Raw genomic sequence first — 12,927 nt, 5'->3', positions numbered from 1 at the left:
GGTCAAATATTGAACGAGCGCGCAGCTAGCGGTTTCCTGCTGCGCAGGCAAGCTGGGTGCCACAGAATCGTTGCAAATTCCTTAGAGACTACGCAACAAGGCCTGTAACTCGGGCTCCTGTACCTGTGTGGCCGCATCAGCCGGCGAAAACCAGCGGCGTTCGCGCTGATCGGCCTCGGGAAACTCTTCAGCCAGTGCGTGCGCCGAAATCCGGTAGACACTGGTCAAAACCGGCTGCGCTGATCCGTCTTTGAGGATCTTGTCGTAAGTGTAACGACCGATTGGATCATTGTGTACTGTATCCCCGCGTACTCCGGCCTCTTCCCAGGCCTCCTGCAGGGCCGTTTCCGCTCCACTCAAACCATCAATTGGCCAACCTTTCGGGATGATCCAGCGTCTGGTGTCGCGGCTGGTGATCAACAGGACTTCGTCCTTCCCGTCATGAATGCGGGTGCACAACGCTGCAAACTGCACCCGCCGGGGGCGCAGAAAAAGAGGTCGTCCAACCTCTTCCCAGATGTTTTGCAGCCATGCACTCATCGGTTTCTTGTTGTCTACTCTATGCCTTCAAAGTTGATAAGACATAACAACAGAAATGGTGAGTTTCAATTGTATCTTCCGATTTTAACCGATATTTGAGGGTTTTTAGCCTGAAATTGTGGGTTTTTGGCCAAACAGCAGAATTTTCTGACTGCTCTATTCCCGTCTGCGCTTCGCTCTCAGCGTGGGATCAGCCCGGGTCGGATCTTCGGGCCAAGGGTGTTTGGGGTATTGCGCCCTCATGTCCTTGCGTACATCCGCGTAAGAGCCCGCCCAGAAACCGGGCAGGTCGCGCGTTATCTGGATCGGGCGCTGTGCTGGTGACAGCAGGGTGATCTTCAAAGGCTGGCCGCCGATTGCCGGATGTCGGGTCACGCCAAACACTTCCTGCAAGCGGACCGAGATTTCAGGCACGGCAGCGCTGTAATCAATTGGCACCTTGCGCCCCAGCGGCGTTTCAAATGACCCCGGAGCGCGCCGGTCCAGTTCCTGCGTCTGTGCCCAGTCCAACCGCGCGCGCAGGGCGGGCATAAGGTCGAACTTCTTCCAGTCTTCGGCGCTTTTGACACCTGACAGCATGGGCAGCAACCAGTCGTCCATCTCGGCCATCAGGCCTGCGACCGAAAAATCGGGCAGATCGATGCCATCGGCACGCACCAGCTCGACACGGGCAACCAAACGCGCGGCGGCACCCTCCAGCCGCAAGCCCAGATCGCGGACCCCGTCCAGCATCGCACGCGCCACGGCGTCGTCTGGAACGTCCTTCCAGATGCGGTCATCCAGCGTGATCGCGCCGAACCGCTCTTGCCACCGCGACACGACCCGCCGCTCGCGTTTCGACCAGGCGCAAGTCTCAACCCAATCGATCTGATCCGCGAACAGATCGCGGGTCTCGCGTTCCGAAATCTGGGTGGCCATCCGGACCTTAGCCTCGCGCGGGTTGCCATCAGTGTCGATGACGACCAGAAACGGAGCGTTGGCCAGTGGATCCGCACTGTCCAGAACAACGCCTTTTCCCCCTGACAGCACATAGCGCGGCGCGTCACCTTTGCGCCGCTGCCCGATGCGGTCAGGATACGCCAGCGCAGCCATGGCGGCAGGGCTCAGATCAGCAGAGTCGCCCTTGGCCTGTTTCCGCAACCGTTTGGTCTCGGCATTGATCCGATCCACGGCGCCCATGTTGACCTGCCAGACCCTGTTGCGCTGAAAAGTCCGTGGATCACGCAGCGCCTCTTGCCGCAGGGTGATATCCACCGGCGCACCGCGAAGGGGGTCACGCTCTGCCATCAACGCCGCCAAAGGTGCGGCGTTCGGACCGGCCCGCACAAGCATGTGCCCCAACCGGGGATGCAAGGGCAGTGCTGCCAGGGCGCGCCCATGATCAGTGATCCGCCCATTGGTGTCGAGTGCGCCCAGCATTGTCAGCAAAGCCCGCGCCTCGGCCATCGTCCCTTCGGGAGGTGGAGTCAGAAAGGCAAGATCGGCCGCGCCAGCGCCCCACAGGGACAGCTCCAGCGCCAGCCCGGTCAGGTCAGCCGCTTCGATCTCTGCAGGCGAGTAGGCGGCCAGCGCACCGTCTTCCCCCTTCGACCAGAGCCGGTAACACACCCCTTCGGCGACACGTCCGGCCCGGCCCGCACGCTGTGTGGCCTCGGCCCGTGTCACCCGTTCGGTCACCAGCCGTGACATTCCCGATCCCGGATCGAACCGAGCCCGTCGGGCCTGCCCCATGTCCACGACAACCTTGATATCGGGGATCGTCAGCGACGTTTCGGCAATCGACGTCGCCAGCACAACTTTGCGCCCATGTTCCACCGGGGCGATCGCCGCACGCTGGGCCGCAAAGGGCATGGCCCCGAATAACGGGCGCACCACGCAACTATTGGGTAATCGACTGTTCAAAGCGCCCTCAGCGCGCCGAATTTCGCCCTCTCCCGGCAGGAAAACCAGAATTCCGCCGCCGGACTTGCGCGTCTCACGCTCGGCCTGAGTCACCAGATCGATCAACGCATCCAACCGTCGCGCTTGCGGTCCCAATGGCCGATCAAGCCAGCGCGTCTCAACCGGAAAGCTGCGCCCGTCTGATGTGACCAGCGGGGCCGCCATCAACGCGCCGACGGGATCTGCATCCAGCGTGGCTGACATAGCCAGCAGGATCAGATCGTCTCGCAGTGCGCCCGTTACCTCAAGGCACAAGGCCAGCCCCAGATCGGCGTTCAGAGACCGTTCATGGAATTCGTCGAAAACCACCGCGCTGATGCCGGGCAGGTCGGGTTCGGATTGCAGCATCCGCGTCAGGATACCTTCGGTCACCACTTCGATCCGGGTGTCTTTTGACACTTTCGCATCGCCGCGCACACGGTAACCCACGGTCTGCCCTGCGCGCTCTCCCAGGGTCTCGGCCATCCGCTCGGCAGCGGCCCGGGCCGCCAGCCGCCGGGGCTCCAGCATCACGATCCTGCCGTCACACAGACTTGCCTCGAGCATTGCCAGAGGAACCCGCGTGGTCTTGCCCGCCCCGGGTGGCGCCTGAAGCACCGCGCGACCATGCGCACGTAAAGTGTCTAGCAGTTCGGGAATGGCGTCGTCGATGGGCAGGCGTATCGTCATCCGGCTCTTATCCGCCATCATGCAGGTGACGTCCAGTTCTCGCACAGTGCGAGCACTTTGGTGTAACCCATGGTGCCAAGACCATATCCGGAAGTGCCACGCGGCGCACGAATTGACGCAGCTATTGCCTTGATCGCATTTCCAGAGACCTCCGGTCTGGACAAACGCCCCCGGAGCGCGGCAACTATTCTTGCCTCTAGGATCGGGACAAGAATGCAGACAGACAGCCTCAGCGACAGGATTTTGAAGGGCGAGCGCCGGGCGCTGGCACGTGCAATCACTCTGGTGGAAAGCAACCGCGCCGATCATCGCGCACAGGCGAGCGAGTTGTTGGCACAGCTCGCCGGATCGGGGCGCCAGGCGCTGCGGATCGGTTTGTCGGGCACGCCAGGAGTGGGCAAGTCCACATTCATCGAAAGCTTTGGAATGATGTTGACGGGGCAGGGGCTGCGTGTCGCGGTTCTGGCAGTCGATCCCAGCTCTGCCCGTTCGGGGGGCTCGATTCTGGGGGACAAAACCCGGATGGAACGCCTGAGCCGTGAGAAGAACGCTTTCATCCGCCCGTCCCCCAGCCAGAGTCATCTCGGCGGCGTTGCCCGACGGACCCGTGAGGCCATCGCCCTGTGCGAGGCCGCGGGCTATGATGTGGTGCTGATCGAAACCGTGGGCGTAGGGCAGTCCGAAACGGTGGTGTCTGAATTGTCGGACCTGTTCCTGTTGTTGTTGGCCCCGGCGGGTGGGGACGAATTGCAGGGTGTCAAACGTGGCATCATGGAGATGGCCGACATCATCCTGATCAACAAGGCGGATGGTGACCTGAAGGCCACGGCGACACGGACATGCGCAGACTATGCCGGCGCGCTGCGATTGCTGCGCAAGCGCCCCCAGGATCCCGAAGGTTTCCCCAAGGCAATGACCGTTTCAGCGGTCGAAGAACAGGGGCTGGAGCAAGCCTGGGACGAGATGCAATCCCTGATCCAGTGGCGCAGCGACAACGGTATCTGGGAGGCCAACCGCGCCGCGCAGGCACGTTACTGGTTCGATCAGGAAGTCCGTCACGCCCTTCTGGCCCGCCTCGACACGCCGCAAGCCAAGGCCGAGATGGAGCGTCTGAATGCCGAAGTCTCGGCCGGGCATCTGAACCCGGTCCTGGCTGCCCAGGAACTGCTCAATACGCTGACCTGACGGGTTGAAAAAGGGCGGGGTTTCAAAGGTTGGCGCAAAATGAAAGAATTCGCGCAGCCCGTCTTGACCCTCCCTGCGATTCCCACTACACGCATCCAACCAGTTTTCGGGCGCGACTTCGGGTTGTGCCCCTTGTGATTTGGCCGAGGGCTTTGTGCCCGGCCTCCAGAAACAAAGGAAGAAACCATGTCGCGCCGTTGCGAACTGACCGGAAAAGGCCCGATGACTGGCAACAATGTCAGCCACGCCAAAAACAGAACTCGTCGTCGTTTCCTGCCGAACCTGAATGACGTCACCCTGCAGTCCGAGACCCTGGGCCGCGGCGTGAAGCTGCGCATCTCGGCCGCTGCCCTGCGTTCGGTTGACCACCGCGGTGGTCTGGACGCATTCCTGGCCAAAGCCAAGGATGAAGAGTTGTCGTCGAACGCTCTGAAAGTGAAGAAGGAAATCGCCAAGGCACAAGCCACGGCCTAAGCCTTTTCGCTAACGGTATTTCAAGCCCTGTACCTCTGTGGTGCGGGGCTTTTTCTTTTTTGAACCGCCCACTACTGCCTAACATTGTTTTCAATTTCGAAATTATTTTTCGCTATTGGTGAATTGCTTCACATACGGACTCTCGAATCTGACCTAACGTAACTGTCATTCATCAGGCGGGGGCCACACTATGACGTTAAAAAGTTTCTACCTTTTCCTGTTCCTGGCCGCGGTCTTTCGCAAAGCAATTTCGGCTTGCACGCGGATGCAGCGCAGGGTGAACCGTTCCCACACCAGCTTCAATACAAGCAAGGTGAAACGACCGGGAATTGACTACTGAAACCAGCTTCAAGCGCGACCCTTTGGCGCTTGAAGCTACTCTGCTGACTGACCTATACCCGGGTCAGGATGAGACCAGTTTTAATCAGAATCCTACCTTATGTTCTGTCCCTGCTTTTGGTTCTGACCGGGCAGGGCCTTGCTGTTTCGCGCGGCATGGACAGGGCCGTGGGTCAGATGGTGCTGTGCACAGGCACCGGTCCGGTCGTTGTCTATATGGACGAAGACGGGCAACCGACCGCGCCACCGCATTACTGTCCGGACTATGCGCTGTCCCTGATGGGCGCGATTGCCGTCGCCCACCCATCGATGCCTGTGGCGCCGAAACAGGCGCAGCCTTCGCCGTTGCGGCATCTGGTCAATCAGATCGCTTTGCCAGTCCCCGGCTCCCCGGCGCGCGCGCCGCCTGTAAGTATTTGAAAAACAATCTTTTTCAAACTCAAAACACAGGAGAGGCACGATGTCCCTCAAGACTACTCTGTTTGCAACTCTGGCCGTTGTGACACTTGCTTTGCCGGCTTTTGCCGAAGGTACAATCAAAGTTGATGATGCCTATGCCCGGTCATCGGGAAAGACCGCCAAGGCGGGTGCTGCGTTCATGATGATCCGGAATCAGGGTGATACAGATGACCGGCTGGTCGGCGCGTCTTCGGATGCCGCGGCCCGGGTCGAACTGCATACGCACAAAGTCGACGAAAATGGCGTGGCCAAGATGATGCATGTCGAGGAAGGCTTTGCCATTCCGGCCGGCGAGACCCATATGCTGAAACGCGGCGGCGACCATGTGATGTTCATGGGGCTGACGGCACCGTTCGAGCAGGGTGCCACGGTTCCGGTGACGCTGATCTTCAAAAAAGCTGGCGAGGTTGAAGTCGAAATCCCGGTCGATCTGGAGCGCCAGGACATGGGCGGGGGATCACATTCGAACTAGGGCAACGCCTGCCTTCAGGCCGCGCTGCGGCCGTCATTCATGCGTCAGGCCGGGCATTGCCCGGCCTGTTGTCCTTGTGGCTGTCGCTGGTGCTACTTATTGACGGTCTTCAGGCCAACACGGTCGCCGGCCTGACGGAATCGGGATGCCAGCCAGAACATGACGGCAGCAATGGCCAGTGCCGAAAAGGCGATGCCCCATCCCAGCGCTACAAGCGCGACCGCGGGCCAGATCATCAAAACGAGCCCGACGACAAGCGCGACGAATCCCGATACGCGCATCGAGCCACGTTGCGGGTCTCTCTCATGCATTTGCCCGGAGGCCGCCAGCGAGCCGATCCCGATGATCAGCGCCCATGCGCCCATCAGGAAAAAGGCCAGTTTGACCGTCCCTTCCGGCCAGAACAGCAGGACAAGCCCGATCAGAAGCGCACCAATCGCAGCGCCGCCCATCACACCACGTCGCCCAACGCCCAAGAGCGTCAGGCCGCCATCGAGGATCAGCAGCACGCCAACCAATCGCAGCAGCAACGCGATGCTGCCCGACGGCCAGAACAGTGCGGCAATGCCGACAAGCCCGGCCAATACTCCGCGCAGCAGAAAGGTCCACCACAGGCTGGAAAGCTGCTCGCCCAGCATGTCGCGCCCGGCCATGCTGTCGTCATCAAGGATCTCACCGGTCCGGGGGTCTTGATCAGCCATTTCTCGTCCTCCAGTCGTTTCGAAGATAGTCTATACAAATTAAGCGCGTGCTGTCTGTACCTTAAGTGTGCGGCGCAAGCAGATGCTCGACCCATCGCGGAACTGTTTGAGTCGCTTTGCCGACAATACGTTCGTCAAACCCGGATGCGCCCAGCGACGGTTCCAGATTGATTTCGATCGTCCGTGCGCCTGCCGCTTGTGCCTCGTGCACAAAGGCCGCTGCCGGATAAACCTGACCCGAGGTGCCAATGGCAGCAAAAAGCAACGCGCTGGCCAGATGGTCATAAATCTCGTCCATGAAATAGGGCATTTCACCAAACCAAACCACATCGGGTCGGGCAGAGGGGTGCGCACAGGCGGGGCAGGGTTCTCCTACAGCCATCTCGATCGGGGCGGTCCATCGATGGCCGCAGGCTGAACACAAAGCGCCGGCCAATGTTCCGTGCATGTGGATGACATCCTTGGCGCCGCCCGCCTCATGCAGGCTATCCACGTTCTGGGTGACAATCACGACGTCTCCGGGCCAGTCCCGTTGCAATCGGGCCAGCGCTTCATGCGCGGCATTGGGTTGCACCTCAGAGGCCTGAACGCGCCGCGCATTGTAAAACCCCTGAACCAGTGCGGGGTCGCGGGCGAATCCTTCCGGCGTGGCGACATCCTCGATCCGGTGCTGTGCCCATAATCCACCCTCATCGCGAAAGGTGCTCAACCCGCTTTCGGCGGATATTCCGGCCCCGGTCAGGATCACGATCTTTTCCATTTCTCCTCCGCGCGGTACAGCTTGGTGCATGTCACACCGTATCCTCTTTGTCTGCCTAGGCAATATCTGCCGTTCGCCCGCTGCCGAAGGCGTTTTCCGCGCCCGCGCGCCGCACCACGTCACCGATAGTGCAGGAACCATGGGCTGGCACGCGGGGAACCCGCCCTATGGCCCGATGCAGGCAGCTGCGAAGGTCAGGGGAATCGACTTGGGTGACCTGCGCGCCCGTCACTTCACCGCCGCCGATTTCGCCCGCTTCGACCTGATCCTCGGCATGGACGCCAACAACATCGCGGATATCGAGGATCTGCGCCCCGCCGGCAGTGACACCCCGGTGCGCCTGCTGACCGATTTCGCCCCTGAAACCGGCGCGGATCATGTGCCTGACCCATATTATACACGGGATTTCGATGGCGCTCTGGACCTGATCGAAGCGGCGGTCGAGGGCCTTGCCGCTCATCTGGACAGTTAACCGCCGATCACCCGCAGCGATCCGCTCAGCCAGGGCAGTTTGGCCAAAGCCGGGTCCACGATCTGGTTCTGCATCAGGCGCCGTGTCATGCCCGCGACTTCCTGCGGTACCTGATCGGACCAGTCCGTACGCGCCAGCAAGGATATGCTGCGCGAGAAATCCCCGAACGGGGCAGGGTGGGCCTCCAGCCCTTCATGGAACCGCGCTGCGCGCATGAAACCCAGCGGCGTCGTGATCGCCCAACCCAGGCCCCGTGCAACCATGGCCATTAGCGCCATGTGCGAGCCGATCTCGAACCGTTCCTCAAACTCCTGCGCGCCGCGCGCCATATGCGCCTCGATCTGCCGACTGATCAGTTGCTCGCGGGCATAGCGCAGATATGGCAGCCTGTCCTGTACCGCCTCCACTCCGCCCGACCCCTGTGGTGCAACCAGAATGAACGGATCCCGGACCAGAGGGTACTCGACCACCCCCTCCAGCACTTCTCCGCTATGGGCGGTTACGGCCATATGCAGGCGTTGTTCGGCCAGGGCCTCGAACAGATCGAGGCTCGACAAGGTGATCAGTTTGAAATTCGATCGGGTCAGACTGTCTGCCAGCAACGTTGCCAGCCGCGGGGTCAGATCATTGTCGAAGTCGTCGATCAGCCCGATTGACAGCGTGGTCAGATGCCCCAGATCCATGACCGACAATTCGCTTTGTGCCATTTGCAGCTCGGCCAGAACCGTCTCGGCCCGCGCCAGAAAGCTGCGCCCGGCCTGTGTCAGGCGCATCGGTCGCCGCCCGTGATCGACCAGTTCGGTGCCCAACGCCTTTTCCAGATTGCGTAATTGCTGGGAAACGGATGGCTGGCTGAGCCCCGTGATCTCGGCGGCTTGCGCCACAGATCCCGTCCGTGCCAAGGCCTCGAATACTTCAAGGCCCCGCAGGGTCAGCCCTTTCATCACCATAAGATACACCTTTCGTTGCGCCTTTTCTGGGGCGCAGCGTGCATCAGGTCAAGCGTTCCGAAGGGCTTAGCTGCAGATCGCCTGCGCCATCTGGCCAAAGTTCTGATACCGATCCCACAGCGCATCATCGCGCGCGGTCTGCGACATCTTCAACTCTTGCGCCTGATGCGGGTCAGAGAACCACTTGGCCACGGTCTTCTGATCGCTTCGGGTCAGCGCCTGATCCGCCACGCGCTGGATGCAAGTACACCGATCCCGCGTCGCTGCCGACCGGTCCGACGCCAGACACGCCCGCTTGATCTGCGCCGCGTCTGCACCAGGCGCCACCGCCGTCAGCGATGCCGCACAGAATGCGATTAGGAGGAACTGTTTCATGCTCATGCCTCGTTTTTGCCTGCCCGGACAGGTCTGATGCCCCTCTCGGTCTGCGCGGGAGTATGAATCAAACGGGGGAAGGGATCAATTGGGTGGTTTGAAAAAGTGAATACACGAGTCGGAAACACCAACCCCGTAGACCGGGCTTCAGCCCGGCACCTGTCTGTGCGAAACAATGTCGCCGCCTACTGAGACGTAGCTTGATTATCGACTATCTGACAGTAGGGTTGCTTCAATACTCACTTTAGTGAACGCGAAAGAGCATATGAAAATGAGAACAACTGGCGTTTTCTTGATCGCGACACTGATATTTGTTTTAGGCTTGGTGGAGCAAAGCGTTGCTCAAGATCGATCAGACGACCTTGACAGACCTGTAAGAGTGGTCATTTCTGGTATCTCTAATCAACTCGCCAATGAAGTAATCGATGGAGATTTCGATAAGAAAATCGACTTTGGTTATCCTTCAAAGCGACTATCTGAATTTGACCTTATCGTGATATTTGTCGATCATTTTATTGAGGCACTCGATGAAGAAATCGTAAGGTCTCTTGGATTTGTCGAAACTGACTTCCCGAGCGATGACGAAGGCAATTTCCTAACTGAACTGACAGTGGAGTTTGAGGGGGATGACACACCATTCCCAATTCTCGTGATTGATCGGCGCCACTTCTATGCTAGGGATCTAACTTGCCATGCTCTTTTACTTACGGACCTAATTTTGCAAGCTGATTGGCGCAGCGTTCTTGATCGCGAGCGGGACTATAAGCTGGCATCAGATTGCAGAAATTCATCGTAGGCCACAGCAGTTGTCAAACGGCTTGCCGATGCGAACAAGCTGAAGGGGCGTGGTATAGTATTGCGGGCGATCCCAATCCACCTTGACCAACCCACGATTCCTCTACATATCCCCAACCCATGACAGACCTCGCTCATATCCGCAATTTCTCCATCGTCGCGCATATCGACCATGGCAAATCCACCCTTGCTGACCGGCTCATTCAAGAGACCGGGACAGTCAAGGATCGTGACATGAAGGAACAGCTGCTCGACAGCATGGATATCGAACGCGAGCGTGGCATCACCATCAAGGCCAACACGGTTCGCATCGACTATACCGCCGACAATGGCGAGCAATATGTGCTGAACCTGATCGACACTCCCGGCCACGTGGACTTTGCTTATGAGGTCAGCCGCTCCATGCGTGCTGTCGAAGGTTCGCTGCTGGTCGTCGACAGCACCCAAGGGGTCGAGGCGCAGACGCTGGCCAACGTGTACCAAGCCATCGATGCCGATCATGAGATCGTGCCGGTGCTCAACAAGATCGACCTGCCCGCGTCCGACTGTGACCGCGTGGCCGAACAGATCGAGGACGTGATCGGCATCGACGCAACCGACGCCATTCAGGTCAGCGCCAAGACGGGGCAGGGCATCCACGAAACGCTGGAAGCCATCGTCACCCATCTGCCCGCGCCGCAGGGTAATCTGGACGCGCCGCTCAAGGCGATGCTGGTGGATTCGTGGTACGACGCCTATCTCGGCGTGATCGTCCTGGTCCGCATCATGGACGGTACGCTGAAAAAGGGCATGCGGGTCAAGTTCATGTCGAACAACACCCTGCACCATGTCGACCGCGTCGGCGTTTTCCGCCCCGAGATGGAGATGGTCGACAGCCTCGGCCCCGGCGAGATCGGGTTCCTGACCGCATCGATCAAACAGGTCCGCGACACCCGCGTCGGTGACACCATCACCAATGACCGAAACGGCACCGAGAAGGCGCTTCCAGGCTTCAAACCCGCGCAGCCGGTGGTGTTCTGTGGCCTCTTCCCCGTCGACAGTTCCGAATTCGAAGACCTGCGCGATGCGATTGACAAACTGGCGCTGAACGACGCCAGCTTCAGCTTTGAAATGGAGACCTCGGCAGCGCTTGGCTTTGGCTTCCGCTGCGGCTTCCTGGGCCTGCTGCACCTTGAGGTGATCCGCGACCGTATCGAACGTGAATATGATATCGAGCTCATCACCACCGCGCCGTCGGTGATCTATCACGTCTACATGAAAGACGGCGAGATGATCGAGCTGCACAACCCCGCCGACATGCCCGACCCCTCGAAGGTCGACCATATCGAGGAACCGCGCATCAAGGCGACCATTCTGGTGCCCGACGAATTCCTCGGCGACGTGTTGAAACTCTGCCAGGACCGCCGTGGCATCCAGCTGGACCTGACCTATGCGGGTAGTCGCGCCATGGTCGTCTATGACCTGCCGCTGAACGAGGTCGTCTTTGACTTCTACGACCGCCTGAAATCGGTGACCAAGGGCTATGCCTCGTTCGACTACCAGATGACGGGCTATACCGAGGATAATCTGGTCAAGATGTCGGTGCTGGTGAATGACGAACCGGTTGATGCACTGTCGACCATGGTTCACCGTGACCGGGCCGAGATGCGGGGCCGGGCGATGTGCGAAAAGCTGAAAGACCTGATCCCGCGCCACATGTTCAAAATCCCGATCCAGGCCGCCATCGGAGGCAAGGTCATCGCGCGCGAGACCCTGTCTGCCTTACGCAAGGACGTGACCGCCAAATGCTACGGCGGCGACGCCACGCGGAAACGCAAGCTGCTGGACAAGCAGAAGGCGGGTAAGAAGAAAATGCGCCAGTTCGGGAAGGTCGATATCCCGCAGGAGGCGTTTATTTCAGCGCTGAAGATGGACAGCTAAAGCTGTCCGTTTTGAACAGTCACTGACAGGCTTTCTTTTTGGGTTCGAGCTTGATGCCACCTGATCAGGTGGCGGCTCGAACCAAATGGAATTCGCAGTCCGTCAGGCCGAATTCGCTGTAGTCAATCGGCTTGGAAAAGTTCAGACGCCTCAACTGTCTGTCTGCAATTCGAACCGGTCTGAGGTTGGAATCGTCATGCACGATGAATGCACCGGACGGCATGAGAGCGTGTAGCGCCAGAACCTCTCTGAGGTGCGTGTCCTTGGCCCCGTCCAGGTGCAGGAAATCGATTTTCGCATCAGGGTGCCTCAGGGCGTATGCCGGAGCTTCGATCAGAGAGTTTCCTTTTATCAGCTCAACCCGGTCAGGAAACTTGTACCTTAGCCAGTTGAATGCTGCCGGCACGTAAATGTCCACGCGGGCCCACCGGCGGTTCAATCTCTGGCAGACATCCAGGCCGACGCACTTGATTTCAGGGTTGGCCATAAGCGCCAACAACATGCTGTGGCCCGCATTCACGCCTATTTCGAACAGACGTGTCGAGCGTCGGGCCAACTCAAAGAAATTTCTTCGTTTGGGTTCGAATCTTTCAATAAATGGCTGTGTTTGAAAACCCGTCGCGCGGTGTTCGTAGAACAGATTGCCATTTAGCGCAGGTGGTTCACCCACTTGTTCAAGCGAATGTGCGACATACTGATTGAGGTCGCGCAAGTTTTCGTTCCACTGTGCTGAGGACAAGAGATCGTCATAATCTGAAGGATGGAAGGTGGAAGACACAGTACTTTTCCTCGAAACCCTTTAGCTCCATTACACGCGAGGTTTTCGTTAAACTGTTGAAGCGATGGAAAGTAAACCTTTGAAGCGAAGAACAAGT

At 59.2% G+C, this 12,927-nt stretch carries 14 protein-coding genes; 7 read left to right on the top strand and 7 right to left on the bottom strand.

The window, feature by feature from the left end:
* Positions 1 to 81: 81 nt before the first annotated feature.
* Both AC2FFA_RS11295 and hrpB read right to left on the bottom strand, forming a co-directional pair.
* Positions 82 to 540: an NUDIX hydrolase gene (locus AC2FFA_RS11295; RefSeq protein ID WP_496851746.1), complete on the bottom strand. Its 459-nt coding sequence runs from the start codon at positions 538 to 540 to the stop codon at positions 82 to 84.
* A 156-nt stretch (positions 541 to 696) separates the two neighbouring features.
* The gene (gene hrpB / locus AC2FFA_RS11290) at positions 697 to 3,171 is read right to left on the bottom strand and encodes an ATP-dependent helicase HrpB (RefSeq protein ID WP_496851745.1); all 2,475 of its coding nucleotides are present in this window, start codon (positions 3,169 to 3,171) and stop codon (positions 697 to 699) included.
* Positions 3,172 to 3,363: 192 nt separating this feature from the next.
* Here hrpB and meaB point away from each other — a divergent pair, with 192 nt between their 5' ends.
* The 4 genes from meaB (at position 3,364) to AC2FFA_RS11270 (ending at position 6,079) form a co-directional block, all read left to right on the top strand.
* Positions 3,364 to 4,335 (top strand): methylmalonyl Co-A mutase-associated GTPase MeaB, encoded by a 972-nt coding sequence (gene meaB, locus AC2FFA_RS11285; RefSeq protein ID WP_117869661.1) that lies wholly within the window; start codon positions 3,364 to 3,366, stop codon positions 4,333 to 4,335.
* A gap of 186 nt (positions 4,336 to 4,521) precedes the next feature.
* Entirely contained in the window at positions 4,522 to 4,809 is a 288-nt protein-coding gene (rpmB, locus tag AC2FFA_RS11280) for a 50S ribosomal protein L28 (protein WP_299644342.1), read from the top strand.
* A 408-nt stretch (positions 4,810 to 5,217) separates the two neighbouring features.
* A complete protein-coding gene (locus AC2FFA_RS11275) occupies positions 5,218 to 5,568 on the top strand; it encodes a glycosyltransferase family protein (RefSeq protein WP_496673966.1) in 351 nt (116 codons plus the stop codon).
* Between the two features lie 40 nt (positions 5,569 to 5,608).
* A complete protein-coding gene (locus tag AC2FFA_RS11270) occupies positions 5,609 to 6,079 on the top strand; it encodes a copper chaperone PCu(A)C (RefSeq protein WP_496851744.1) in 471 nt (156 codons plus the stop codon).
* A gap of 92 nt (positions 6,080 to 6,171) precedes the next feature.
* Here AC2FFA_RS11270 and AC2FFA_RS11265 read toward each other — a convergent pair whose 3' ends face one another.
* Together AC2FFA_RS11265 and AC2FFA_RS11260 are read right to left on the bottom strand one after the other, a co-directional pair.
* Positions 6,172 to 6,780 carry an HdeD family acid-resistance protein gene (locus AC2FFA_RS11265; RefSeq protein ID WP_117869657.1) on the bottom strand — a complete coding sequence of 203 codons (609 nt, stop codon included), beginning with the start codon at positions 6,778 to 6,780 and terminating at the stop codon, positions 6,172 to 6,174.
* A 61-nt stretch (positions 6,781 to 6,841) separates the two neighbouring features.
* Positions 6,842 to 7,540 carry an NAD-dependent deacylase gene (locus tag AC2FFA_RS11260; RefSeq protein ID WP_496851856.1) on the bottom strand — a complete coding sequence of 233 codons (699 nt, stop codon included), beginning with the start codon at positions 7,538 to 7,540 and terminating at the stop codon, positions 6,842 to 6,844.
* A 28-nt stretch (positions 7,541 to 7,568) separates the two neighbouring features.
* On the opposite strand from AC2FFA_RS11260, the gene AC2FFA_RS11255 reads away from it, so the two are divergent.
* On the top strand, positions 7,569 to 8,012 hold the full coding sequence (locus tag AC2FFA_RS11255; RefSeq protein ID WP_496851743.1) for a low molecular weight protein-tyrosine-phosphatase: 444 nt from the start codon (positions 7,569 to 7,571) through the stop codon (positions 8,010 to 8,012).
* Here the strand turns inward: AC2FFA_RS11255 and AC2FFA_RS11250 are convergent.
* Both AC2FFA_RS11250 and AC2FFA_RS11245 read right to left on the bottom strand, forming a co-directional pair.
* A complete protein-coding gene (locus AC2FFA_RS11250; RefSeq protein WP_117869654.1) occupies positions 8,009 to 8,962 on the bottom strand; it encodes a LysR family transcriptional regulator in 954 nt (317 codons plus the stop codon). The genes AC2FFA_RS11255 and AC2FFA_RS11250 overlap by 4 nt on opposite strands.
* Before the next feature lie 66 nt (positions 8,963 to 9,028).
* Positions 9,029 to 9,337, bottom strand: a complete 309-nt coding sequence (locus AC2FFA_RS11245; RefSeq protein WP_496851742.1) for a hypothetical protein — start codon at positions 9,335 to 9,337, stop codon at positions 9,029 to 9,031.
* A 265-nt stretch (positions 9,338 to 9,602) separates the two neighbouring features.
* On the opposite strand from AC2FFA_RS11245, the gene AC2FFA_RS11240 reads away from it, so the two are divergent.
* Together AC2FFA_RS11240 and lepA are read left to right on the top strand one after the other, a co-directional pair.
* Complete coding sequence (locus AC2FFA_RS11240) at positions 9,603 to 10,133, top strand: hypothetical protein (protein ID WP_496851741.1); 531 nt, start codon at positions 9,603 to 9,605, stop codon at positions 10,131 to 10,133.
* Positions 10,134 to 10,252: 119 nt separating this feature from the next.
* A complete protein-coding gene (gene lepA, locus AC2FFA_RS11235; protein ID WP_496851740.1) occupies positions 10,253 to 12,052 on the top strand; it encodes a translation elongation factor 4 in 1,800 nt (599 codons plus the stop codon).
* 64 nt (positions 12,053 to 12,116) lie between these two features.
* Here the strand turns inward: lepA and AC2FFA_RS11230 are convergent, their stop codons facing one another.
* Positions 12,117 to 12,830, bottom strand: coding sequence for a class I SAM-dependent methyltransferase (locus AC2FFA_RS11230; RefSeq protein ID WP_496851739.1), 714 nt, complete (start codon positions 12,828 to 12,830; stop codon positions 12,117 to 12,119).
* Between the last annotated feature and the right edge of the window lie 97 nt (positions 12,831 to 12,927).

The organism is Ruegeria sp. YTSB088 (assembly GCF_059609825.1).
The sequence above is the reverse complement of the archived record's forward strand: the minus strand, read 5'-3'. Positions and strand labels throughout refer to the sequence as shown.

Coding starts and splice junctions, on each gene's coding strand:
- AC2FFA_RS11260 (WP_496851856.1), bottom strand. CDS start 7,540: ATGGAAAAGATCGTGATCCTGACCGGGGCCGGAATATCCGCCGAAAGC.
- AC2FFA_RS11245 (WP_496851742.1), bottom strand. CDS start 9,337: ATGAAACAGTTCCTCCTAATCGCATTCTGTGCGGCATCGCTGACGGCG.
- hrpB (WP_496851745.1), bottom strand. CDS start 3,171: ATGATGGCGGATAAGAGCCGGATGACGATACGCCTGCCCATCGACGAC.
- AC2FFA_RS11295 (WP_496851746.1), bottom strand. CDS start 540: ATGAGTGCATGGCTGCAAAACATCTGGGAAGAGGTTGGACGACCTCTT.
- lepA (WP_496851740.1), top strand. CDS start 10,253: ATGACAGACCTCGCTCATATCCGCAATTTCTCCATCGTCGCGCATATC.
- AC2FFA_RS11255 (WP_496851743.1), top strand. CDS start 7,569: ATGTCACACCGTATCCTCTTTGTCTGCCTAGGCAATATCTGCCGTTCG.
- AC2FFA_RS11240 (WP_496851741.1), top strand. CDS start 9,603: ATGAAAATGAGAACAACTGGCGTTTTCTTGATCGCGACACTGATATTT.
- AC2FFA_RS11270 (WP_496851744.1), top strand. CDS start 5,609: ATGTCCCTCAAGACTACTCTGTTTGCAACTCTGGCCGTTGTGACACTT.
- AC2FFA_RS11275 (WP_496673966.1), top strand. CDS start 5,218: ATGAGACCAGTTTTAATCAGAATCCTACCTTATGTTCTGTCCCTGCTT.
- AC2FFA_RS11250 (WP_117869654.1), bottom strand. CDS start 8,962: ATGGTGATGAAAGGGCTGACCCTGCGGGGCCTTGAAGTATTCGAGGCC.
- AC2FFA_RS11265 (WP_117869657.1), bottom strand. CDS start 6,780: ATGGCTGATCAAGACCCCCGGACCGGTGAGATCCTTGATGACGACAGC.
- rpmB (WP_299644342.1), top strand. CDS start 4,522: ATGTCGCGCCGTTGCGAACTGACCGGAAAAGGCCCGATGACTGGCAAC.
- meaB (WP_117869661.1), top strand. CDS start 3,364: ATGCAGACAGACAGCCTCAGCGACAGGATTTTGAAGGGCGAGCGCCGG.